The sequence below is a fragment of the Actinotalea fermentans genome (assembly GCF_007991475.1).
Classification (GTDB): Bacteria; Actinomycetota; Actinomycetes; order Actinomycetales; family Cellulomonadaceae; genus Actinotalea; species Actinotalea fermentans.
On record NZ_BJYK01000011.1, the window covers coordinates 49,574 to 70,788 of the forward strand.

Annotated in this window: 28 protein-coding genes and 1 riboswitch; of the genes, 10 read left to right on the forward strand and 18 right to left on the reverse strand. The window is 75.1% G+C overall.

The window, feature by feature from the left end; all coding sequences use genetic code 11:
• Window positions 1-50: 50 nt before the first annotated feature.
• Entirely contained in the window at window positions 51-962 is a 912-nt protein-coding gene (locus AFE02nite_RS15550; protein ID WP_034248189.1) for a diacylglycerol/lipid kinase family protein, read from the forward strand.
• Window positions 963-1,046: 84 nt separating this feature from the next.
• Window positions 1,047-1,961, forward strand: a complete 915-nt coding sequence (locus AFE02nite_RS15555; protein WP_034248184.1) for a cation diffusion facilitator family transporter — start codon at window positions 1,047-1,049, stop codon at window positions 1,959-1,961.
• Between the two features lie 31 nt (window positions 1,962-1,992).
• Here the strand turns inward: AFE02nite_RS15555 and AFE02nite_RS15560 are convergent, their stop codons facing one another.
• The 6 genes from AFE02nite_RS15560 to AFE02nite_RS15585 all read right to left on the reverse strand — a co-directional run bounded on the left by AFE02nite_RS15560 (window position 1,993) and on the right by AFE02nite_RS15585 (window position 6,788).
• Window positions 1,993-2,766, reverse strand: coding sequence for a C40 family peptidase (locus AFE02nite_RS15560; RefSeq protein ID WP_034248183.1), 774 nt, complete (start codon window positions 2,764-2,766; stop codon window positions 1,993-1,995).
• Window positions 2,767-2,768: 2 nt separating this feature from the next.
• Window positions 2,769-2,952: riboswitch (cyclic di-AMP (ydaO/yuaA leader) on the reverse strand.
• A 121-nt stretch (window positions 2,953-3,073) separates the two neighbouring features.
• Window positions 3,074-3,442: a ferredoxin gene (gene fdxA, locus AFE02nite_RS15565; protein WP_052113963.1), complete on the reverse strand. Its 369-nt coding sequence runs from the start codon at window positions 3,440-3,442 to the stop codon at window positions 3,074-3,076.
• Window positions 3,443-3,488: 46 nt separating this feature from the next.
• The gene (locus AFE02nite_RS15570; protein WP_034248181.1) at window positions 3,489-3,926 is read right to left on the reverse strand and encodes a hypothetical protein; all 438 of its coding nucleotides are present in this window, start codon (window positions 3,924-3,926) and stop codon (window positions 3,489-3,491) included.
• Window positions 3,923-5,281 carry a multicopper oxidase domain-containing protein gene (locus AFE02nite_RS15575; protein ID WP_222594418.1) on the reverse strand — a complete coding sequence of 453 codons (1,359 nt, stop codon included), beginning with the start codon at window positions 5,279-5,281 and terminating at the stop codon, window positions 3,923-3,925. Before AFE02nite_RS15575 ends, AFE02nite_RS15570 begins: the two co-directional genes overlap by 4 nt.
• Window positions 5,278-6,447 carry a hypothetical protein gene (locus AFE02nite_RS15580; protein WP_222594419.1) on the reverse strand — a complete coding sequence of 390 codons (1,170 nt, stop codon included), beginning with the start codon at window positions 6,445-6,447 and terminating at the stop codon, window positions 5,278-5,280. Before AFE02nite_RS15580 ends, AFE02nite_RS15575 begins: the two co-directional genes overlap by 4 nt.
• 5 nt (window positions 6,448-6,452) lie before the next feature.
• Window positions 6,453-6,788, reverse strand: coding sequence for a metal-sulfur cluster assembly factor (locus AFE02nite_RS15585; protein WP_052113704.1), 336 nt, complete (start codon window positions 6,786-6,788; stop codon window positions 6,453-6,455).
• 91 nt (window positions 6,789-6,879) lie between these two features.
• Between AFE02nite_RS15585 and AFE02nite_RS15590 the strand changes: the two genes are divergently transcribed.
• The gene (locus AFE02nite_RS15590) at window positions 6,880-7,122 is read left to right on the forward strand and encodes a DUF2249 domain-containing protein (protein WP_052113703.1); all 243 of its coding nucleotides are present in this window, start codon (window positions 6,880-6,882) and stop codon (window positions 7,120-7,122) included.
• 73 nt (window positions 7,123-7,195) lie between these two features.
• Window positions 7,196-7,867 (forward strand): helix-turn-helix transcriptional regulator, encoded by a 672-nt coding sequence (locus AFE02nite_RS15595; RefSeq protein WP_034246416.1) that lies wholly within the window; start codon window positions 7,196-7,198, stop codon window positions 7,865-7,867.
• A 36-nt stretch (window positions 7,868-7,903) separates the two neighbouring features.
• Here AFE02nite_RS15595 and AFE02nite_RS15600 read toward each other — a convergent pair whose 3' ends face one another.
• The 3 genes from AFE02nite_RS15600 to AFE02nite_RS15610 are packed head-to-tail and all read right to left on the reverse strand — an operon-like array spanning window position 7,904 to window position 9,818.
• Entirely contained in the window at window positions 7,904-8,545 is a 642-nt protein-coding gene (locus tag AFE02nite_RS15600) for a peroxiredoxin family protein (RefSeq protein ID WP_034246415.1), read from the reverse strand.
• Between the two features lie 3 nt (window positions 8,546-8,548).
• Window positions 8,549-9,505, reverse strand: a complete 957-nt coding sequence (locus AFE02nite_RS15605; RefSeq protein ID WP_034246413.1) for a cytochrome c biogenesis CcdA family protein — start codon at window positions 9,503-9,505, stop codon at window positions 8,549-8,551.
• 1 nt (window position 9,506) lies between these two features.
• Entirely contained in the window at window positions 9,507-9,818 is a 312-nt protein-coding gene (locus tag AFE02nite_RS15610) for a glutaredoxin family protein (protein ID WP_261765664.1), read from the reverse strand.
• Between the two features lie 145 nt (window positions 9,819-9,963).
• Here AFE02nite_RS15610 and AFE02nite_RS15615 point away from each other — a divergent pair, with 145 nt between their 5' ends.
• Together AFE02nite_RS15615 and AFE02nite_RS15620 are read left to right on the forward strand one after the other, a co-directional pair.
• Window positions 9,964-10,692, forward strand: a complete 729-nt coding sequence (locus AFE02nite_RS15615; RefSeq protein WP_034246411.1) for a response regulator transcription factor — start codon at window positions 9,964-9,966, stop codon at window positions 10,690-10,692.
• Complete coding sequence (locus AFE02nite_RS15620) at window positions 10,689-11,861, forward strand: sensor histidine kinase (protein WP_034246409.1); 1,173 nt, start codon at window positions 10,689-10,691, stop codon at window positions 11,859-11,861. The genes AFE02nite_RS15615 and AFE02nite_RS15620 overlap by 4 nt, the downstream gene beginning before the upstream one ends.
• Here the strand turns inward: AFE02nite_RS15620 and AFE02nite_RS15625 are convergent.
• Window positions 11,821-12,099, reverse strand: a complete 279-nt coding sequence (locus AFE02nite_RS15625; RefSeq protein ID WP_034246407.1) for a hypothetical protein — start codon at window positions 12,097-12,099, stop codon at window positions 11,821-11,823. The two genes, AFE02nite_RS15620 and AFE02nite_RS15625, sit on opposite strands and share 41 nt — an antisense overlap.
• Window positions 12,096-12,335, reverse strand: coding sequence for an SHOCT domain-containing protein (locus AFE02nite_RS15630; RefSeq protein ID WP_034246405.1), 240 nt, complete (start codon window positions 12,333-12,335; stop codon window positions 12,096-12,098). The genes AFE02nite_RS15625 and AFE02nite_RS15630 overlap by 4 nt, the downstream gene beginning before the upstream one ends.
• Before the next feature lie 267 nt (window positions 12,336-12,602).
• Here AFE02nite_RS15630 and AFE02nite_RS15635 point away from each other — a divergent pair, with 267 nt between their 5' ends.
• Entirely contained in the window at window positions 12,603-13,232 is a 630-nt protein-coding gene (locus tag AFE02nite_RS15635; protein WP_034246402.1) for a DUF305 domain-containing protein, read from the forward strand.
• Window positions 13,233-13,244: 12 nt separating this feature from the next.
• Here the strand turns inward: AFE02nite_RS15635 and AFE02nite_RS15640 are convergent, their stop codons facing one another.
• On the reverse strand, window positions 13,245-13,916 hold the full coding sequence (locus AFE02nite_RS15640) for a DUF3105 domain-containing protein (RefSeq protein WP_034246399.1): 672 nt from the start codon (window positions 13,914-13,916) through the stop codon (window positions 13,245-13,247).
• Window positions 13,917-16,313, reverse strand: coding sequence for a heavy metal translocating P-type ATPase (locus AFE02nite_RS15645; protein ID WP_052113702.1), 2,397 nt, complete (start codon window positions 16,311-16,313; stop codon window positions 13,917-13,919).
• A gap of 214 nt (window positions 16,314-16,527) precedes the next feature.
• Between AFE02nite_RS15645 and AFE02nite_RS15650 the strand changes: the two genes are divergently transcribed.
• On the forward strand, window positions 16,528-16,929 hold the full coding sequence (locus AFE02nite_RS15650) for a ferredoxin (RefSeq protein ID WP_034246396.1): 402 nt from the start codon (window positions 16,528-16,530) through the stop codon (window positions 16,927-16,929).
• Between the two features lie 21 nt (window positions 16,930-16,950).
• On the opposite strand, the gene AFE02nite_RS17860 is transcribed toward AFE02nite_RS15650, so the two are convergent.
• Window positions 16,951-17,514, reverse strand: a complete 564-nt coding sequence (locus tag AFE02nite_RS17860; RefSeq protein WP_261765665.1) for a YHS domain-containing protein — start codon at window positions 17,512-17,514, stop codon at window positions 16,951-16,953.
• 106 nt (window positions 17,515-17,620) lie between these two features.
• Window positions 17,621-18,307, reverse strand: a complete 687-nt coding sequence (locus tag AFE02nite_RS15665) for a DUF6803 family protein (protein WP_146819994.1) — start codon at window positions 18,305-18,307, stop codon at window positions 17,621-17,623.
• A gap of 251 nt (window positions 18,308-18,558) precedes the next feature.
• Between AFE02nite_RS15665 and AFE02nite_RS15670 the strand changes: the two genes are divergently transcribed.
• Together AFE02nite_RS15670 and AFE02nite_RS15675 are read left to right on the forward strand one after the other, a co-directional pair.
• Window positions 18,559-18,933 carry a rhodanese-like domain-containing protein gene (locus AFE02nite_RS15670; RefSeq protein WP_146819995.1) on the forward strand — a complete coding sequence of 125 codons (375 nt, stop codon included), beginning with the start codon at window positions 18,559-18,561 and terminating at the stop codon, window positions 18,931-18,933.
• Complete coding sequence (locus tag AFE02nite_RS15675) at window positions 18,930-19,346, forward strand: hypothetical protein (RefSeq protein ID WP_146819996.1); 417 nt, start codon at window positions 18,930-18,932, stop codon at window positions 19,344-19,346. Before AFE02nite_RS15670 ends, AFE02nite_RS15675 begins: the two co-directional genes overlap by 4 nt.
• A gap of 12 nt (window positions 19,347-19,358) precedes the next feature.
• Here AFE02nite_RS15675 and AFE02nite_RS15680 read toward each other — a convergent pair whose 3' ends face one another.
• The 3 genes from AFE02nite_RS15680 to AFE02nite_RS15690 are packed head-to-tail and all read right to left on the reverse strand — an operon-like array spanning window position 19,359 to window position 21,205.
• Window positions 19,359-20,114, reverse strand: coding sequence for a sulfite exporter TauE/SafE family protein (locus tag AFE02nite_RS15680; protein ID WP_146819997.1), 756 nt, complete (start codon window positions 20,112-20,114; stop codon window positions 19,359-19,361).
• A gap of 39 nt (window positions 20,115-20,153) precedes the next feature.
• Window positions 20,154-20,954 carry a pyrroline-5-carboxylate reductase family protein gene (locus tag AFE02nite_RS15685; RefSeq protein WP_146819998.1) on the reverse strand — a complete coding sequence of 267 codons (801 nt, stop codon included), beginning with the start codon at window positions 20,952-20,954 and terminating at the stop codon, window positions 20,154-20,156.
• Window positions 20,951-21,205: a thioredoxin family protein gene (locus AFE02nite_RS15690; protein ID WP_034245019.1), complete on the reverse strand. Its 255-nt coding sequence runs from the start codon at window positions 21,203-21,205 to the stop codon at window positions 20,951-20,953. Before AFE02nite_RS15690 ends, AFE02nite_RS15685 begins: the two co-directional genes overlap by 4 nt.
• Between the last annotated feature and the right edge of the window lie 10 nt (window positions 21,206-21,215).

Below are 21,215 nucleotides of genomic sequence, written 5' to 3' on the forward strand. Positions count from 1 at the left end.
TGGGCCCGGGCCCGCTGCCCGCGAGGGCTGCGGGGACGAAGGGAGCCGAGGTGCCGACTGTCGCGGTGGTGCTGCACCGGAAGAAGGTGCGCGGGAAGAAGAACGGCACGGGGCGCGCACGTGGTCGCCAGGTGGTCCGCGAGGTGTTCCTCGCGGCGGGCGTCGACCTGCTCTGGTACGAGGTGCCGAAGAGCCGCAAGGCCCGCAAGAAGGCCCGCAAGGCCGTCAAGAAGGGCGCCGACGTCGTCGTCGCCTGGGGCGGGGACGGCACGGTCCAGCGGTGCGTCGACGCGCTCGCCGGGCGGGACGCCGCCCTGGCCGTGATCCCCGCGGGCACCAGCAACCTCCTCGCGACGGCGCTCGGCCTGCCGGACGACCCCGCCGACGCCGCCCGGGTCGCCCTCGACGGCGCCCGGCGACGGCTCGACACCGGCAGCGTCAACGGCGAGCACTTCGCCGTCGTCGCCGGGGCCGGTCTCGACGCGCTCCTCGTGGCCGACGCCGACAGTGAGCTCAAGGGGCGCATCGGCCGCGCCGCGTACGTGTACTCCGGCCTGAAGCACCTGGGCGAGGAGGCCTTCGAGGCGGACGTCGAGGTGGACGGCGAGCGCGCCTTCCGGGGGCGGGCGACGTCGGTGCTCGTCGCCAACCTGCCCGAGGGCGTCGGTGGCCTCGAGCTGTCGGAGTCGTCGAGCGCCGACGACGGTGTGCTCGAGGTCGGGGTGGTCACCGCCGAGGGACCGCTCCAGCTCGTGCGTACCGCCGCCCGCGCCCTGCTGGGCAGCGCCGACGCGTCACCACACCTGACGACGTCGGACGGCGCGTCGGTGGTGGTGCAGCTGGGGCGGGCCGTGCCGTACGAGCTCGACGGCGGCGAGCGCGACCCCGCGCGGCTCCTGGAGATCGAGGTGCACCCCGCCTCGATCACGGTGTGCGTGCCCGCCGGGGCGACGGACGACTGACGGCCCGGGTCCCTGACCGCACCGGGTGCGCGGTGGCAGGATCGTCCGCGCGGGCGCGAGCCCGCCGAGGACGAACGGGAGACGATGAGCGACCGCAGCCAGGGCACCGGCCCGGCCCACGACGAGCACGTCAAGCTCGCCCGCTACATGTGGCTGTCCCTGGTGGCGGCCCTGATCACGATGGGGCTCAAGGCGCTCGCCGCCCTCATCACGGGTTCCGTCGGCTTCCTGTCCGACGCCCTGGAGTCGGGCGTGAACCTCGTCGCGGCGATCGTCGCGATCATCGCCCTGCGCGTGGCGGAGAAGCCGCCGGACCACAACCACGACTTCGGCCACGGCAAGGCCGAGTACCTGTCCGCCCTCGTCGAGGGCACCATGATCTTCGTCGCCGCGGCCGCGATCGTCTGGACGTCCGTGGACCGCCTCATCCACCCCGTCGCGATCGAGCGCGCCGGCATCGGCCTGGTGCTCACCACCGGGGCGTCGCTCATCAACCTGGCGGTCGGCCTGCTGCTGGTGCGCGTCGGCACGCGGCACCGCTCGATCACCCTGATCGCCGACGGCAAGCACCTGCTCACCGACGTCTGGACGTCTGCGGGCGTGCTCGTCGGGATGGTGCTCGTCGCGGTGACCGGCTGGGCGCCGCTGGACCCGATCGTCGCCCTGGCCGTCGGCGTGAACATCCTCGTGACGGGCTACGGGCTCGCGCGCCGGTCCCTGGCCGGCCTGCTCAGCGCGCGCCTGCCGGCGGCGGACCTCGAGCTCGTCGACGGCGTCCTCGCGCAGTTCCGGGAGGAGGGCGTCGAGGTCCGCTCGGTGCGCAGCGTCGAGTCCGGCCGGCAGCGCCTGGTCGCGCTCGAGATCGCCGTCCCCGGCACCTGGACGGTGCACGAGGCGCACGAGCTCAGCGACCGGCTGGAGGCGGCCATGGCCGCCGCGCTCCCCCGGTGCGTGACGCTCGTGCACGTCGAGCCGCACGCGCAGGACGCGCCGGCCTGACCCGACCCGCGACCGGCCGGGCCGGCGGCGCTCAGCCGACGCGGATGAAGATCGGGTTGCTCTGCCACATCGTGCGGAACTGGACCGTCTTCCCCGGCCTCGGGGCGTCGATCATCATGTTGTCGCCCGCGTAGATGCCGATGTGCCCCGGGCTCCAGACGAGGTCCCCGGGCTGGGCCTGGTCGCGCGGCACCTCGACGCCGGCGTAGCGCTGGTCGCCCGACGTCCGCGGCAGCGTGATGCCGAGCTGGGCGTACACGTACGAGGTGAAGCCCGAGCAGTCGAAGCCGTCCGGCGTCGTCCCGCCGTACACGTACGGCACTCCGACGTAGCGGGCAGCCACTTCGATGACCGCGCTGCCGACGGCGGACGCCGGGATCGCGCCGCCCGTCGCGCGGGCCTGCGAGCGCGACGTCGACGTGGCCCGCTCGACGACGGGCTCCGGCTTCGGGTTGGCGGTGACGGTGATGGCCGGCGCCTCGAACGTCCAGGCGGCGACCTCCGTCGGCACCTCGACGACCGGCGACGTCGCGAGCGCGGACCGGGCCTCGGCCGTCAGCTGGGTGACGTCGACGGCCGCGGCAGCGCCGCCGGGCACGGTCTGGGTGCTGTCGGCGGGGTGGTCGGCCGGCACGGCGGCGGACGCCGGCAGGGTGACGGACATGACCAGACCCGAGGACGCGACGGCGATGCCGTAGCGCCGACCGGCGACGGCGACGCGCGCAGCGGTGCGCACCGCGTCCTGCAGGGGCGTTCGGGGACGGCACGCCGCGCGGTGGCGGGCGTGCGAGGTCGACTCGGACACGCAGTACCTCTCCTGCCGCCTACGAGGTGAGCTGTCGGATTCGGGTGGGAGAACACCCGGCCGGGCCCTTCGAGAAGGACCCCGGCTTCACCCCGAGGACGCTTGCGCGCCCGGAAGTTGGGTCCCCCGCTCCTGCCGCACTGACGTGGAGGGACGAGACGGGCGGCAGGACTCGGCGTGCCGTCTCGACGCCCCACCAACGGTGGCGGGGTGGGCACACGGTAACCCGAGAGTCCGCCGATCGGGCAACTGGGGCGGCCATCTTCGAAGAACCTTCACGAACGCGGGGCCGTCGCGCCGGGCCCCGCTACTCGGTGTGCACGTCTCCGGCGAGCCCGGAGCGCACGACGTGACCGGCCACGAGCGGCGTGTCGGACGGGACGGTGCCGAGCTTCGCCGCGCCGCCCGGAGACCCGAGCGGCGCGGGCATGCCGGGCAGGGTCTGCTCGAAGAACGCGGCGTTGTCCGCCAGGTAGGGCATCAGCGCCGTCGGCAGGTCGTCCTCGTAGTAGATCGCCTCGACCGGGCACACCGGTTCGCAGGCCCCGCAGTCGACGCACTCGTCGGGGTGGATGTACAGGGAGCGCTCGCCCTCGTAGATGCAGTCGACGGGGCACTCCTCCACGCAGGCACGGTCCTTGACGTCGATGCACGGTGCCCCGATGACGTAGGTCACGGCTCCTCCTCTCGTTGGACGCGGCGCCCGCGGCCCGGGCGCCGACTCAGCTCGCCGGCAGGGCCGTGGCGAGCAGGACGACCACGAACGACCCCGCGAGCGAGCCGACGGCGAGCGCTCGGGCCAGCGTGCGCCGCCCGACGCCGTTCGCCCAGCCGTGGAGCCCGGCGGCGAGCATGACGAGGACGAACGCGACGAGCTTGCCCGCCAGCAGTCGCCCGTAGCCGGGGTCGGCCAGCGACGCCCAGGTGACGCCCTTGTGCGCGGCGAGCAGCACACCGGTGGCGAGCTGCAGCGGCACGAACGCCACGACCGTCGCGATGCCGAGGCGCGTGCCCAGGGTGCGCATGAGGTCCGCCCGGACGCGCTCGTCGAGGCGCCGGCGCGCGACCGGCAGGACGAGCGCGGAGACCGTGAGCTGGCCGCCGAGCCACATCACCGCGCCGACGACGTGCACGAACCGGACGAGGGACCAGACGCTCACGGGACCGCCTCCAGGATCCCGCGGGCACCCCGCTCGCCGTCGACCATCGCGTGGTCGACGAAGGGGTAGTGGCCCGGCGCGGGGAGCACGAGCTCCACGAACCCCCCCTGCCCGGGGGCGAGGTCGAGCGCCTGCGCGAGCCCGTGCTCGGCGTTCCCCGGACGCAGCAGGTAGGCGCCCTCCTTGAAGACCGTGTCGAACTGGGCGCCGACGACGTGGAAGGACGTCCCGCGCTGGGGGCCGGCGTCGACCACCCAGATGCGCACGCGGTCGCCGACGCCCACCGTCACGGGTGCGTGCACGTACTGGTCGGCGTAGCCGTTGAAGACGACCGCGGTCGGCCGCTCCGCCGCGAGCGCCGCCTCGTCGGCGCTGCCGCCCTGCGCGGCGAGGTACAGCTCGGACTGGACCAGCACCAGCTCGGTGTCCACCGGCGGCAGGTCCGGCGGGTCGATGACGACCGCCCCGAACATCCCGTTGGCGATGTGCAGCGCCATCGGCATCGTGCTGCAGTGGTAGAGCCACGCGCCCGAGCCGCGCGCGACGAACTGGTAGGTCAGCTCCTCGCCCGGGTCGATCGTGCGCATCGGCTCGTCCGGCGCCAGCGACCCCGCGTGGAAGTCGATGCCGTGCCCGGTGCTCGCGTCGTTGACGAAGGTGATCGTGAAGAGGTCGCCGACCCGGCCGTGCAGGGTCGGGCCCGGCGCGGTCCCGTTGAAGGTCCACAGCGTCTGCCGGACGCCGGGGGCGACCTCGACGTCGGAGTCGGTGACCGCGAGCCGGAGGGTGTGCTCGGTCCCGCCCGGCAGCGGGGTCAGGTGCGGGTCGTACGGGCGCCAGTCCGGGCCCGGCGACGCCAGCGGGTCGAGGACGACAACCTCCGGGTCCGCGGGGCCGTCCGTGGCGTGCGCCGGCGGCGCGTCCGCCTCGGCGGCGGCCCCGGTCACGACGACGCTCATCGTCATCCCCGCGACCCGGTGGCCGGCCACCGTGCACCAGCCGGACCGCGCCGCGTCGACGGCTCCGAGGTCTAGGGTCGCCGACTCACCCTCCGCCAGGAGCGGCGTCCGCTCGCCCGAGTCGAGCACGAGGTCGTGCCGCATGCCGTCCGCGTTGGTGACCTCCAGCACCAGGTGCGTACCGGCGGGGACCTCGACCGAGGACGGCGTGATCCGCATCCCCGCGAGGGTCACCTGGACCGTCTGGGTGCCCGAGCCCCCCGCGAGCGCGAGCGTCTGCGCGGCCGGGCCGGCCCCGCCGCCGAACGCCACGACCAGCGCGACGGCGAGCATGACCGCCCCGAGCGCCAGCCCACCCAGCAGCCCTCGCCGGTCGCCGACCTGCGCCCCGCTCACGCGACCACCCCCGCCGCGCGGCGCGCGCGCCGTCGCGCACTCCTCGCCGCGACGGCCGACGCCGCGAGGAACGCCAGCACGGCCACCTCCGTGGCGACCCCGCCGACCCGCCACGCCGCCGGCGACCCAAGGGCGTCGCCGCCGAGCAGGCGGACGACGAGGCCGCCGTGCAGCAGCGCCAGGTGGGCGTAGAACGACCGGTGGAAGGGCAGGCGGACGCGCAGCACGGCCGGCACGATCACCGGCGCGTGGCCGAAGATCATCGACATCACGAAGCCGAGGAAGACGGCGTGCAGGGCGGCGTCGTACACCGCCACGCTCGCGCCCAGGTCGCCCGCGACGACCCAGACCGTGCCGGCCACCGCGAGCCACGCGTATCCGGCGAGCAGGCACACCGCCATGAACCGCGTGACACCGGGGACCCGCACGGTGCGCCGCGCGACGTCGTGCACCGCGCCCCACGCCGCGAGCGCGAGGAGGGCCAGCCCCGCCAGGCGGACCCCTGCGCCGCCCGGCAGCCAGGCCGGCCCTTCCGCGCCCTGCGCGGTGGCGAGCAGCACGCCGACGACGAACGCGCCCGTCACCGCCGCCAGCACGCGCCCCGACCGCGGCCGGAGCAGCCCGACGCGGGCGAGCTCGAGCCGCTCCCCCAGGATCGTCAGGACGAGGAACCCCGCGAGCCAGGGCACGAGCCGCGGGACGGGCCAGCCGCCGAGCCACAGCACGCCGGCGACGTACCAGCAGACCGCGCCGAGGGCCATCACGCGCAGGTGCAGGGCCGGCTGCACGCGGTGCACGACGACGTAGACGACCACGAGGAGGATCGACGCCGTCGTGAGCAGGAGGCGGCCCGGCATGGCCAGCCCGAGCAGCACCGCGACGCCCCCGAGCCCGGCGCACGCGGGCGCGAGGAACCCCCAGGGCCGCCCGAGGGCGACCGCGCGCTCGAGGGAGATGACCGTGCCCAGGAAGCCCAGCGCCATGAGGGGCCCGTGCTCCGAGGCGGTCGCGCCGGTGACGGCGGGGACGGGCAGGCCCAGCAGCAGCAGCCCGCCCCAGAGCCCGGCGACCAGGCACACCACCGCCGTCAGGAAGACCGGGATGCGGCGCCACGGCACGGCGGGGGCGGCCGTCGGCGCAGGCTCCACGGGCGCCGCCGTGGGCACCGCCGTCACCATCCGAACGCCCGTCGCGCGTCGGGACTCATCATCTGCGGCGACCACGCGGGCCGGTGCGTGACGACGACCTCGGCCCGGTCGACGGCGCCGCTGCCCAGCAGCACCCGGCGGACCTCGTCCGTGAGGTACTCCCCGAGGGGGCAGGCCGGCGTCGTCGTCGTGATGGTCACGGCCGCGACCCGGCCGTTCAGCTCGAGGCCGTACAGGAGGCCCAGGGAGACGATGTCGATGCCGAGCTCGGGGTCGATGACGGCGTGCAGCTGCTCGCGCAGCTGGTCGACCTCGGTCGCGTCGAGCAGCCCGGTGACCGAGAGGGGAGCCCGGCTCATCGAGGCACCCGCCCGCTAGGGGGGGTGTGGTTCGCGGGGCTCATGGGTGTAGTTTTCACTAACTCGATAGTAAAAACAATCGGAGGTAGTGATGAGCCAGGCAGAGCAGGTCCTCGACGTCCGCACCGAGCTGCCCCGGACGCGGCACCAGCTGATCTTCTCGACGTTCGACGGGCTGGCCGACGGCGGCGCGTTCGTGCTCGTCAACGACCACGACCCCAAGCCGCTCTTCCACCAGCTGAGCGCCGAGCAGCCCGGCCGGTTCACCTGGGACTACCTGGAGCAGGGCCCCGAGGTGTGGCAGGTCCGGATCGGCCGGGTCGCCGTATCGTAGGGCCGAGATCTTCGTGTTTTCGGCCGCCGACGGCGCGGCCGGGACGCGATCCCGAGGCGGGAGGTGGGCCCGAGTGACCCGACGACTGGCGGACGCGCAGGAGTCCACGCCGCTCGGGACCCGCCGCGCGCAGGTGCTCGCGACCCTGCGCGACGCCGGCCGGCCGCTCGGGGTGCAGGAGGTCGCCGACGCGACCGGCCTGCACCCCAACACCGCCCGGTTCCACCTCGACGGGCTCGTGGCCGGCGGCCAGGCCCGCCGCGAGCTCGAGGCGCGGACGACGCCCGGCCGCCGGCGGGTCGTCTACGCGGCAGCGGCGGCGGAGGGCGCGCGCAGCTACGGCCTGCTCGCCGAGATGCTCACCGGCCTTGTCGCCTCGATGGACGGCGCGGGCGCGCCCGCGATCCAGGCCGGACGTGCGTGGGGCCGCCACCTCGTCGAGCGCGGGCTGCCGTCGCAGCCGGTGAGCGGCGAGGAGGGCCTCGCGAGGGTCGGCCGGCTGCTCGGTGAGATCGGCTTCCAGCCCGAGGTCCGTACCGACGACGACGGCGCGACCGTCGACCTGCACCACTGCCCGTTCCTCGAGGTGGCCACGCAGCACACGGACGTCGTCTGCGCCATCCACCTCGGCCTCATGCAGGGAGCGCTGGCCGAGCTGCGGGCGCCGTGGGACGCCGTCAGCCTCGAGCCGTTCGTCGCTCCGAGCCTCTGCGTCGCGCGCCTGGCCGCGCCGCCCGCGGACTGACCGGGTGCCTCCCGGGCGCCGTCCCGGTCGGCACCGTCAGGGCACGTCGGGGTCCGCGAGGCGCTCGAGGGCGATGTCCAGGAGCTCGGCCGGGTCCAGCCACATCGACGGGTAGCTGCCGTACCAGCGCTGCACGCCGTCGGCGTCGACGAGGACGAAGCCGTGGCCCGGCAGTCCGGCGTGCATGCCCGTGCCGAGCGTCCCGTACGCCGCGGCGACCGTGCCGTCGTCGAGCGCGAACGCCGACCGGACGCCCAGCCGTTCCCGGTCGGCGTTGATCTGGTCGGCCGTGTTCATCACGATCGGCAGCACCTCGATGCCCGCCTCGGCGAAGCCCGGCTCCTTCTCGATCTCGGCCATCTGCAGCAGGCACGAGTCGCAGCCCGCGCCCTCGTTGAAGTAGAGGATCACCGGTCGCCCGGCGTACTGGGCGAGCGAGACCGTGGAGCCGTCGCTCATCGGCAGCGTGAAGCCGGGGGCCTCGACCGCCGTGCTGCTCGTCTCCGGTCGCGCGGAGGCGAGCATCGCGGCCACGACGCCGACGACGAGCAGCAGCGCCGCGAGGCCGGCCACGCGGGCGAGCAGCGCGCGACGGCGCTGCGCCGCCGCCTGCACCTGGCGGACGTCGTCGAGCTCACGGCGCTCGGCCTGGCGCCGGATCGCGGTTCCGGAGGTCATGGTTCAGTCCTTCTCGTCGAGGGCCGCGGGCGCGGCCGGGGCGTGGCAGTGCGGGAGATCCGGCGCGGCGTCGACCGGGACCGGGGTGCGGCGCCACGGCATCGGGCGCTCGGCGAGCGTCGCCCACACGAACACCGCGGCCAGGGCGAGGATCCCGAGGCCCTGGAGCCACTCCGGGACCGGGCTCAGGACGTCTTGCACCTCGGCGAACAGGGTGGTCAGCCGCTCGCTGGCCCAGGCCTGGGCGGCGGTGCCCCCGGTCATGTCCTTGGATCCGGCGAGCGCGAGGACGAACCCGCCCATGACCACGAACCCGGCGGCGACCGCCACGTTGACGGTGTTCGTCACCACGAGCCGCCCCGCGACGCGGAACCGGACCGGCTTCGCCCGCAGGAAGCGCTTCTCACCGAGCCTCGCCTTGTCCCAGACCAGGGCCATCGCGAAGAGCGGGAACACCATGCCGAAGACGTAGGCGACGCCGAGCGCGAGCCCACCGATCGGCGAGCCGGACAGCACCGAGAGCGTCATCACGCCCGCGAGCACCGGGGCGCAGCAGCTCGACGCGATGCCCGAGAACACGCCCAGGGCGAAGAAGCTCGCGGTGTCGCCGCGCGTCGTGTCGGGGGCGCGGAGCATCGACGGCATGGACCACATCCGGCCCGACAGCGCGAGCGCAGCGAGGGCGAACATGAGGGTGCCGCCGGCCCAGTACAGCGGCTGGTGGTACTTGGCGATCGCGCCCGACAGCAGGCTCATCCCGAGCGTGATCGGGACCAGGACCAGGCCCAGGCCGGCGGCGAAGACGAACGTCAGGGGCAGCAGCCGCCACCGGCTGTTCTTGATCGCCCCGGCGAGGTAGCTCGGCGCGAGGAACACGATGCAGCAGGGCGCGAACAGCGCCACGCCGCCGGCGAAGAACGCGGCGAGGATGCTGCCGGTCGTCAGGAGCTCCGAGCCCATCTCAGCGTCCCGCCGTCGCGAGGGCGGCCTCGCGCGCCTCGAGGAGCCGTGCCAGCTTGCGGCGCGGCAGCCGGCCCGAGCTGAAGAACGCGCCGTCGACGAGCACGAGCGGGTTCATCGCCGGCCGGTGGACGGCGACCAGCGTCGCCCCGAGCGGGGAGTCGATCTCCACGACGGACACCTCGAGGGCGTGCCGCGACCCGAGCTCGGCGAGCGCGTCCAGCGCGTCGTCGCAGAAGTGGCACGCCTGGCTGTGCACCACCGTCACGGCGGTGGGGGTGCCGGGCGGTGGCATGGCGTCGGACGTCGTCACGGGATCTCCTTCGCAGTGGTGACCCGAGCACTGTCGGCCCCTCCCCCAGCGATGCCGGTCGAGGAATGACGAAGGTTCGATGAAGACCGGTCCCCGCCGCCGTCCGCCACCCGGCGGACGGCGCGGCGTCGCGCACAATGGCCGGGTGACCGCACCCAGCAGCGTGCCGCTCCGGGCGCTCGTCGTGGACGACGAGCCCGCACTCGCCGACGTCGTGTCCAGCTACCTCACGCGGGACGGCTTCGAGGTCGCCGTCGCGCACCGCGGGGAGGACGCCCTCGAGCGCGCCCGTTCGCTGGACCCGGACGTGGTCGTGCTCGACCTCGGTCTGCCGGGCATCGACGGCCTCGAGGTCTGCCGCCAGCTGCGCACCTTCTCGGACTGCTACGTCATCATGCTCACCGCCCGGGCCGACGAGCTGGACACGCTCGTCGGGCTCTCGGTCGGCGCGGACGACTACCTGACCAAGCCCTTCAGCCCGCGCGAGCTGGTCGCCCGGATCCGGGCGATGCTCCGCCGCCCGCGCAGCTCGGCCCGGGTGGACGCGACCGAGGCCGCGCCGGCCGCCCCGCCGATCACGATCGGCGACCTCACCATCGACGTCGCCGCCCGCGAGGCGCGCGTCGGCGGCGAGCTGGTCCACCTGACGCGCACCGAGTTCGACGTGCTGGTCACGCTCGCGCTCCGGCCCGGAGCGGTGCTCAGCCGCGCCGCGCTCATCGAGGCGGTGTGGGGCGGCAGCTGGGTCGGCGACGAGCACCTGGTCGACGTGCACGTGCTGCACGTGCGCCAGAAGCTCGGCGACTCCGCGGACCGTCAGCAGTACGTCCGCACCGTCCGCGGGGTCGGCTACCGCATCGGGACCGGCGCGTGACGACCGCCGACGGCGGCCCCGGCCGGGGCGGTGCGAGCGGCGGTGGGCTCGGCCGCCGCCTGCTCGTCGCCCTCGCCCTCGTGCTGGCGACCGCCGGCGTCACCGCCTGGCTCGTCGCCGGCGCCGTCGGGCCGGCGATCTTCCACGAGCACCTGGGCGTCGGCGGGATGCGCACTGCCGAGGACGCCGTGGCACACGCCGAGGAGGCCTTCCGCACGGCCTCCGGGCTCGCCCTGGGCATCGCGCTGGCGGTCGCCGCGCTGGTGGCGCTCGCGGTCAGCGTCGTGCTGACGCGTCGCATCGGCGCCTCCCTGGCCGCCCTCACGACGGCGGCCCGCCAGGTGGCCGGCGGCCGGTTCGCCGCCCGGGTGCCCGCGCCCGACATGGGCCGGGAGTTCGACGAGCTCGTGCTCGCCTTCAACCAGATGGCCGCCCGGCTGGAGGAGAGCGAGAACCTGCGGCACCGGCTGCTGGCCGACGTCGCGCACGAGGTCCGCACGCCCGTCGCCACGTTGAACGCGCACCTCGAGGGCCTCGAGGACGGCGTCGTCGAGGCGGGACCGGAGACCTTCGCCGTCCTGCGGGCCCAGAGCGCGCGGCTCACCCGGCTCGCGGAGGACCTCGCCGCGGTCACGAAGGCCGAGTCCGGCGAGCTGGCCCTCTCGCCGGTGCCGACCGACCCGGGCGAGCTGGTGCACCTCGCCCACCTCGCGGCCCGGGAACGGGCCGAGGCCGCGGCGATCGCGCTGACGGCCGACGTCGAGCCCGGCCTGCCGCCCATCGCCGCGGACCCCGAACGGATGGCCCAGGTGCTCGGGAACCTCGTGGACAACGCGCTGCGGCACACCCCGGCGGGCGGCCGCGTGACGATCGCGGCGCGGCGCGACCCGAGCCGCACGGGGACGCACGTGACGCATGTGACGCTCACCGTGGCCGACACCGGGGGGGGCATCGCCGCGGAGCACCTGCCGCACGTCTTCGAGCGCTTCTACCGCGCCGACACGGCGCGGGACCGCGCGAGCGGCGGATCCGGCATCGGGCTGGCCATCACCAGGGCTCTGGTGGAGGCGCACGGCGGCTCAGTGGGCGTGGCCAGCGCCGGCCGGGGCTCGGGCGCCACGTTCACCGTCACGCTCCCGGTCGAGCCCCCGCGACGGGCGGCGCGCTGACGGGCTGCTGGTGACCGTCCTGGTGACCGTCCCGGTGACCGTGCTGGTGACCGTGCTGGCCGTCACCGCGGCCGCGCGCCATGAACCACATCATGCCGAGCATGCCGAGCGGGCAGGCCAGCAGGAGCCCCCAGCTGACCGCCTGCTGCCAGCCGGCGCCGAGCACGACGAGGAGGACGGCGACGGCGGCGCCCCCGACGAGCATGTGCCGGCCGTGGGTACGCAGGTGGTCGTTCATCGAGGTCCCTTCGTGGCGGAGCCGAGGCCGTCGAGCTCCTCGCGGATGAGGCGGTAGGTCTCGGGGTCGATCTCCCCGCGCGCGAGGCGGGCGTCGAGCGTCGCTCGGGCGCCGTCCGCCGGGCGGGCCGGGAACAACCGGGTCAGGGCCCAGACGGCAAGGGCGACCACGACCAGCCAGAACGCCGCCGTCCCCGCCCAGCCACCGACGCCCATCTGCGCGCACCACGGCCCCATGGCGACCTCCGACCCTTGCGCGGACCACGGCGCCGGCTCTCGGCGCCTGGGTGCAACGCTCCCCCGGCAGGGTCAAGAAGCGACGCCGGAACGATGAAGAGTCGCTGAAGGCCATCGACGACACCCGGCGACGACGCCCGTCCCGGTCGCCTTCAGCGAACCTTGATGGAACCTCAGCCGTCCCTCAACCCCGGGCGCCCGACGATGACACCTCGCCCGGGCCGCCCACCGGCGCCCACCGCCGACCAGCCCGCTGGGAGAGACCCGATGCGCCTTCGCACCCTCTCGGCCGCCGCCCTCACCGCGGCCGCCGCCCTCGCACTCGCCGCGTGCGGCGCCGACGCCGACACGTCCACCGGGACCGGCCCCGCGACGGACCGGGCGACGACCGAGCAGGACGCGACGGACGAGGTCGCCGCGGACGCGCACAACGCCGCCGACACCGAGTTCGCGCAGATGATGATCGTCCACCACGAGGGGGCGATCGAGATGGCCGAGCTCGCCGTGGCGACCGCGGCCTCGGCCGAGGTGCGCGCCCTGGGCGAGCGCATCGCCGCAGCCCAGGGCCCGGAGATCGCGACGATGTCCGGCTGGCTGGAGGCCTGGGGCGAGGACCTGCCCGCCGAGGCGGACATGAGCGGGATGGGCCACGAGGGCATGCAGATGGAGGGCATGGACCAGGAGGCCGCCATGGCCGAGCTGTCCGGGCTCACCGGTGCCGAGTTCGACCGCCGCTTCCTGGAGCTGATGATCGAGCACCACCGCGGCGCCATCGTGATGGCCGAGCAGGAGCGGGGCGAGGGCGAGAACGCCGAGGCGGTCCGCCTCGCGGGCGCGATCATCGACGACCAGACGGCCGAGATCACCGAGATGACGAACCTCCGCAACGCGCTCTGATCGCGGGGGCGGTCAGGTGAGCGGCGCGCCGACGCCGCCGCTGCAGGCCGCTCCCGGTTCGGGCGTCTGCTCACCCTGGACGTAGCGCGCGAGGAACGCGTCGAGCCGCTCGTCGTCGGTCGTGTCCAGCTCGAGCTGCACACCCCAGGCCGTCGCCACCACCGGCGCCGCGAGGTCCTCGTAGGGGCTCGCGAGCACGTACGGGGTGGTCTGCGCGATCTCGCGCAGCCGGTCGACGTCCCCCTCGGCGGCGTCCGGGTGGTACGCGAGCCAGACGGCACCGTGCTCGAGCGAGTGCACGGCGTGCTCGTCCCGGACCGGCTGGTCGTAGAAGCCGCAGTTCTGCGGCGTCGGGTCGTGGTCGCCGCCGACCGGCGGCAGCCTCGTCCCCTCGGCGACGGGTGCCGGCGGCTCGTACGGCACGTCCTCGGTCACGTGTCCGGCCGAGTCCACCTCGACCTGCTCCTCGCCCTCGATGGGTTCCTCCGCCGCCGCGGCCAGCCGTTCCTGCTCGCGTGTCTCCCGCACCAGCACGAGGGCCACCGGGATGGCGAGCGCGAGGACCACCAGCACCACCGTCACCAGAAGGATCCGCGTGCGCCGTCGCTCGGCCCTGGCCTGCTCGGCGCGCAACGCCTCCACGGCCGCCCGCCTCTGGTCCCGCGACGCCTTCGCTGCCCCCATTCAGGCACCGTCCTCCCGGTGGTGGTGTGCCGTCGTCCCTGCGTGTTCGATGCTGCGACGGTCGGCGGCGGGCCGCACGTCGAGCGCGGTGGTCGCGGCGTTCGCCGGCAGCCGGAGGCGCTTGAGCAGGAGGGCGTTCACGGCCACGATCACCGACGAGCCCGACATCGACAGCGCCGCGATCTCCGGGCTCAGGGACAGGCCGAACGACGGCTCGAACACGCCTGCCGCGATGGGCAGCGCGACCGCGTTGTAGCCGATCGCCCAGCCGAGGTTCTGCCGCATCTTGCGCAGCGTGCCGCGCCCGACGGTCAGGGCCGTCGGCACGTCGAGCGGGTCGGAGCGCATGAGCACCACGTCGGCGGTCTCGATCGCCACGTCCGTCCCGGCGCCGATGGCGATGCCCACGTCGGCCGTCGCGAGGGCGGGGGCGTCGTTCACCCCGTCCCCGACCATCGCGACGCGGCGGCCAGCGCGCTGCAGCTCGGCGACCTTCTCCGCCTTGTCGCCGGGGAGCACCTCGGCGACCACCGTGTCGATGCCCAGCTGGGCGGCGATCCGCCTGGCGGTCGCCTCGTTGTCGCCGGTGAGCATGACGACCTCGACGCCCAGCCCGTGCAGGGCCGCGACGGCCGGGGCGGCCGTCGGCCGGGCCGCGTCCGCCAGGGCGATCACGGCGACGGCCCGGCCGTCGACCGCCAGGAGGACGGCCGTGCGACCGGCGTCGGCCAGCCTCGCCCGGTCGGCGGCGAGGTCGCCGACCGCGACGCCCTCCGCCGCCATGAGGCGACGGTTCCCGACCACGACCCGGCGTCCGTCGACGACGGCCGTCGCGCCGTGCCCGGCGACCGACCGGAACCCGGTGGCGCTCAGCCGTCGCACGCCGGCGTCCTCGGCTCGCCGGACGACGGCACGCGCGAGCGGGTGCTCCGACTCCCTCTCGACCGCCGCGGCGAGCGCGAGCACCTCCGCCTCGTCCGCCCCGGGGGCGACGACGACGTCGGTCACCTCGGGCGTGCCCGTGGTGAGCGTGCCGGTCTTGTCGAGGACGACCGTGTCGACGCGCGCCGAGGCCTCGAGCGCCGTGGCGTTCTTGAAGAGCACGCCGCGCCCGGCGCCCAGGCCCGTCCCGACCATGATGGCGGTCGGGGTCGCGAGCCCGAGGGCGTCGGGGCAGGTGATGACGACGACCGTGATGGCGAACAGCAGCGCGGCGGGGACGCCCGCGCCGGCCAGCCACCAGACGAGGAACGTCGCCGTGCCGCCGACGAGGGCGACGAGCACGAGCCAGAACGCGGCCCGGTCCGCGAGCCGCTGCCCAGGGGCCTTGGAGTTCTGCGCCTCCTGGACCATCGCCACGATCTGCGCCAGCGCCGTGTCCTCGCCCACCTTCGTGGCCCTGGCCCGCAGCGTGCCGCTCACGTTGATCGACGCGCCGACGACCGGCGCCCCCGGCTCCTTGCGCACGGGCAGGCTCTCGCCGGTGACCATCGACTCGTCGACCTCGGACTCGCCGTCCTGGACCACGGCGTCGACCGGCACCTTCGCACCCGGCCGGATCAGCAGCAGGTCGCCGACGACGACGTCCGCGGTCGGCACCTCGCGCTCGACGCCGTCGCGCAGGACGGTCGCCCGGGGCGGCGCCAGCTCGAGGAGCGTCCGGACGGCGTCGTTCGCGCCGCCGCGGGCGCGCATCTCGAACCAGTGCCCGAGCAGCACGAAGGTCGTGAGCACGACCGCCGCCTCGTAGAACACCTCGCCGCCACCGGTGAGGGTCACCAGGACGCTGTAGAGCCACCCCGTGCCCACCGCGACGGCGACGAGCACCATCATGTCCAGCGTGCGGGCGCGCAGGGCCCGGTAGGCGCCGTCGAAGAAGATCCAGGCGGAGTAGAAGACGACGGGCAGCGAGAGCAGCAGCATGAGGACGTCGTCGCGGAGGCCGAACGGGGCGGGCGCGGTGAAGCCGAGGATGTCCCGACCGATCATCGAATAGAGCGTGACCGGGACCGACAGGAGGGCGGCGAGCAGGAAGCGGTTGCGCATGTCGCGCACCATGTCGGCCATCGAGCCCCCGCCGTGGTGCCCACCGTGGCCCATGGCCTCGTGCGGCGAGACAGCGTGGGCGTGGCCCGCCGGGGCCGGCTCCGCCATCGCGTCGCACACGTGGTCCGGGACGGAACGTCCGCTGCAGTGGTACCCGCAGGCCTCGACCCAGCCGGCCAGGTCGGCGACGGAGGTGACCTCGGCGTCGTAGGACACGGTCGCCGTCTGCGCGACGGCGTTGGCCTCCACCGTCAGGACCCCGGGGCGCCGGGTCAGGACGCGCTCGATCGCGGCCGTGGACGTGGCCCAGTGCTGCCCACCCACCCTGAGCACCGTGCGTCGTGCATCCATCTCGGGACCACCCTTCGTCGAAGCGATACCCCTGGGGGGTACTCATGCAACCACCGGGGGCCCCCGGGCCATACCCGGCGGTGATGAAGGTTCGATGAAGACCGAGCAGGGGACCTCTCCCCGGATGCCCCGGGCGGGGGCGCCACCTAGCGTCGAGAGGGCAGCGAGGGGGCCGCCCCGCCGGGTGGCTCCCGCCACCGAGCGAGGAGATGCCATGAAGTCGACCGCGATGCTCGAGACCTACCCCGCCACCCTCACGCTCGACCGCAGCCTGATCGCCGCGGCGATCGACGCCCTGGCCGAGTGCGCGCAGGCCTGTACCGCGTGCGCCGACGCCTGCCTGTCCGAGGACATGGTCGCCGAGCTCCGCACGTGCATCCGCACCAACCTCGACTGCGCGGACAGCTGCACCGCGACGGAGCGGATCCTGTCCCGCCACACCGGCGACGACGCGAACGTCACCCGGGCGCACCTCGAGGCGTGCCTCACCGCGTGCCGGACGTGCGCTGACGAGTGCGAGGCGCACGCGGGCATGCACGAGCACTGCAGGGTCTGCGCCGAGGCGTGCCGCGCCTGTGAGGCCGCGTGCACCGCGGTCCTCGACGCGATCCGCTGAGCCGGGGCGGCACCCCGACCGTCAGACGTACTGCGCGGGGTCGGCGAGGAACGCCTTCTGGCAGCCCTTCGCGCAGAAGCGGTACGTCACACCGTCGTGCTCGGCGGTCGCGGCGGCCGTGGCCGGGTCGACGCTCATCCCGCAGACCGGGTCGATGACCATGGTCCCGCTCATGGCGTCCTCGCTCTCCTCGTGGTGGTGATGGGCGTGCGGCTCGGGCGCCGGTTCCGGCTCACCCGTGCGCGCGATCGCGACCGCGGCCAGCGCCGTCGGCACCGGGCGCGCACCGGGGCCGCCGTCGGCGAGCCACCGCTCGAGCTCGTCGGTGAGGGCGTCGCCCGCCAGCCGCTCGAACCACACGGGCCCCACCCCCTGGGCGCGGTGCCGGGACGACGGCCGGGCCACGACGACGTCGCCCCGCTCGCACTCGTCGAGGCAGTCGACGTAGGTCAGGCGCGCGACGCCGCAGGCGGCCAGCCGGTCGAGGCGGGCGCGCTGCCCGCCGTCCAGCGGGTCGCGGTCGCCGAGCGTCTCGCCCGCGCACAGGGCGCAGGCGGTCAGGCCGGGGACGTTCTTCGCAGTCATAGGGGAGCAACCGTAGACGACGGGCGACGCCCTGTCGGCGCGACCTGGTCCGCTCCGACAGGGGCGTCGACGGCCGGGGAGGGTCCGGCCGTCCTCCGCGGTGCGCTCAGTGGGTCACCCCGTCCATCCGGGCGCCGTCGTCCATGAGGTGCGTCGCGTCCCAGCCGAGGACCGACGGGTCGAGCATGCCGGCGATCATGGCGATGTGGGCGACCACGAGGAACAGCCCGACGAGCGTCGCGTGCACCTTGAGCCGCCGTTGGTCGTCCCAGGCCGCACCGACGACGCGCGTCTCCAGCAACGACATGCCGTACAGGGGCACGATGCCGATCAGGTAGAAGCCGACCGCGACGACGTCCGCGACCCCGCGCCAGGCGAACCCGGTGGTCAGCGGGATCACCGCGTGCTTGGTCAGGTACACGAGCACGCCCAGGAAGTAGAAGCCCGCCACGAGCCCCGCGTACCGGTTCAGGCCGGCGACCACCGGGTGGACCGTCCGCCGGAAGAGGATCGCCAGCTCACTGACGGCGATGGTCTCCGCCAGGACGACCGGGACGGCCATGAACAGCAGCAGGTTCCACGGCTGGTTCGCCGCGAGCAGGCCCATGTAGTGCGTCGACCCCATGTCCTCCCCGGCGGGCCAGGCGGGCAGGAGGAGCGCGGCGACCGCGATCGCGAGGCTCACGCCGGCGACGGCGGCGACGCGGAACGCGTGCCCGCGGACGACCGCGGTCGCGGGCAGGGCGGGCGCCTCGGTGGGCACCCCGGCTGGCGAAGGGGCGGTGGCGACCATGACGGTCCTCTCGGTTCGGAGGTCTCCCTCCGGGCCGGACCGGTTCCGGCGCCACCAGGAGCGTCGGGCCGGCGCCACGAGAACCGACTGAGGAACCATGAAGTTCCGATGAAGACGGCGGTGCGGCCGCGCCGTGGCGACGTCGCTCGGGACGATCGGCCCACGACGACGGCGACCTGAGGTCGGCCTGGCGGAACAGATACCCCCCGGGGTATCCTCTCGTCAGCGATCCCGACCCCAGGAGCCCCGCCATGACCGAGCAGTCCCCCTCACTCCGCGACCGTCTCCGTGGGCTCTTCGGGGCGGGCGGCGACGGCCGGCTCGGGTCGAGCGTCTCCGCCGGCCGCGCGCTCGAGCTGGTGGGCGGCGGCGCCGCCCTCGTCGACGTCCGCGAGGCGCACGAGTGGCGCGCGGGGCACGCCCCGCAGGCCGTCCACGTGCCCCTCGGCGAGATCGACCGGGCGCCGCGGCGCCTGCGCACGGACCGACCCGTCCTCGTGGTCTGCGCGAGCGGCATGCGCTCCCGCGCGGGCGCCAAGCAGCTGCGCGCCCTGGGCTTCGACGCCGCGAGCATCTCCGGCGGCATGGCCGCGTGGCAGCGCGCCGGCGGCCCGGTCCGCCGGTGACCGACGCCGTCGCGACGGGGGGCGCGCACGTCACGTCGCGCCGGCCCCGGCGCCCTGATCGGCGACGCCTCGGCGCGACCGCCGCGCTCGCGCCGGCCGTCTTCCTCCTCGCAGCATCGGCGGGCGGCGGGTGGTCCCGCGCACCGGGGACCTGGCTCGTCGCCGTGGCCCTGACGTCGGTGGTCGGCGCCTCCACCGTGTCGACCTACGTGCCGACGCGCGGCGGGCGCGCACGCGACGCCCTCGGCTGCGCCCCGTGCGCCGCGATGCCCGCGCTGACGGTCCTGGCGGCCGTCGCCCTCGTCGCCTCCGCCCCCCACACGCTGGGCCCGGCCCTCGTGGCGCTGGCGGTGGCCGCGGCCGGGCTCGCGCGCCGGCGCAGCACCGTCGGTCAGGCCTGCCCGACGACGTGACCCCCAAGCGCGCTACGCCGTCACGAGCGTCACGACCTTCACCGCCGTCATGACCACGATCAGCACCCCGAAGACCCGCTTGAGCGTCGGCCCGGAGACGAAACGGCTGGTCAGACGCGCGCCGAGGAACGAGCCCGCCGCCCCGACGACCACGAGCACCGCCGCCACACCCAGGTCCACCTCGGCGGTGCGCAGGTGCGGCACGAGCGCGGTGAACGAGGGCATGGTCACGGCGACGGCGTTGATGCCCGCGGCCAGCTTGGGCTCGTAGCCCGCCAGCACGAGCACCGGCATCAGGAGGAAGCCGGGCCCCACGCCCAGGAGACCGGCGAGCACGGAGATCGGCACCGCCAGGACGAGGGCGAGTCCCAGCCGTGGCCGCCCCGGCCCCTCCCCCGCCGAGCCGCCGCCGCGGAACATCCGCACCGCCAGGTAGCCCACCGCGACGAGGTACAGACCCCACAGCCACGCCTGGCCCGTGCCCTGCGCGAGCCACGACCCCAGCGGCGCGCCGACGGCCGTCACCCCCGTGAGCAGGAGCGCCGGCCGCCACGCCACGAGGCCGCTCTTCGCGAAGCCCACCGCCGCGAAGATCGCCGTCACCCCGTTGAGGAACAGGCTCAGCGGCTGCACCTCGTGCACCAGGTCGCCCAGGAAGAAGCCCAGGAACGGCACCGCGGCGAACGCGACCCCGAGCCCGAGCATCCCGGAGGCGACGGCCAGGGCCAGCAGCCCGACCGCGACGACGACCAGCGTCCCGGCGTCCATGACACCCCTTCCCGCACCGCGCCGGGCGCGGCCGCGACGTCAGGCCGACGCGGCCACCCGACCGCTGAGCCTGGCGTGCAGGGCGGGGAGGACCTCGCCGTAGGCGGCGCTCATCGTGGCGACGGGCTCCGCGAGCGGCTTGGCCGGGATGAGGTCCTGCACGGCGTCGGCCGCGAGGCCTGCGTCCGCCATCGTGCGCAGCGCGCCGGTGACCATCGCCGCCAGGGCGTGCGCGGCGGCGTCGGGCGCCAGGCCGGCACCGTCCGCGACGTCGAGCAGCGCGTAGAGCTGCTTCCAGAGGTACGTCGGGCCCATGGCGGTGAGGACGGCGTAGGCCTCGAGGTCCTCGTCGGCGACCTCGGGCGCCTCGCCGAGCGGCGCGAGCAGGCCGAGCACGAGCGCCCGGGTCCCCGGCGTGGCCGTCGGCGCGAAGGCGACCGGGTTGAAGCCGGCGCCCACGATCGACGGGGCGTTGGGGATCACGCGCGCGAGCTGCCGGTCCCCGAGCGCGGCCGCGAGCGTCGCGATCCGCGCGACCGGCGCGAGCGACACGACGACGGTGTCCGGGCCGAGCACGGGCGCCAGGTCGGCCATGGCCTGGCTCATGGCCGGCGGGTGCACGCCCACGAGGACGACGTCCGCGGCGGCCACCTCCGCCAGGTCGGCCGCGCGCGCCGTGGGCTCGGCGGCCAGGAGCCGCTCGACGGCCGCGGGGTCGGGGTCGACGACGCGGACGTCCGTCGGGAGCACGCCCGCGCGCGCCCAGCCGCCGAGCAGGATGCGGGCGACCCGGCCCGCGCCCACGAAGCCGACGCTCGGGGCCGTGGTCGCGCCGCTCACCGGGCACCTCCGGCGACGAGCGGCTCGAGGAGCTCGCGCACGGACGCGGCCGTCGGCACGCGCCCGGAGAGGACGACCTCCTCGTCCACGACCAGGCCGGGCGTGCGCATGATGCCGTAGGCGGCGATCTCGGCGTAGTCCGTGACCTTCTCGATCTCGGCGTCGATGCCGAGGGCGGCGACCGCCTCGCGCGTCGCCTTCTCGAGGTTGACGCAGTTCGCGCAGCCGGGGCCGAGGACCTTGATCTTCACGAGGGTTCCC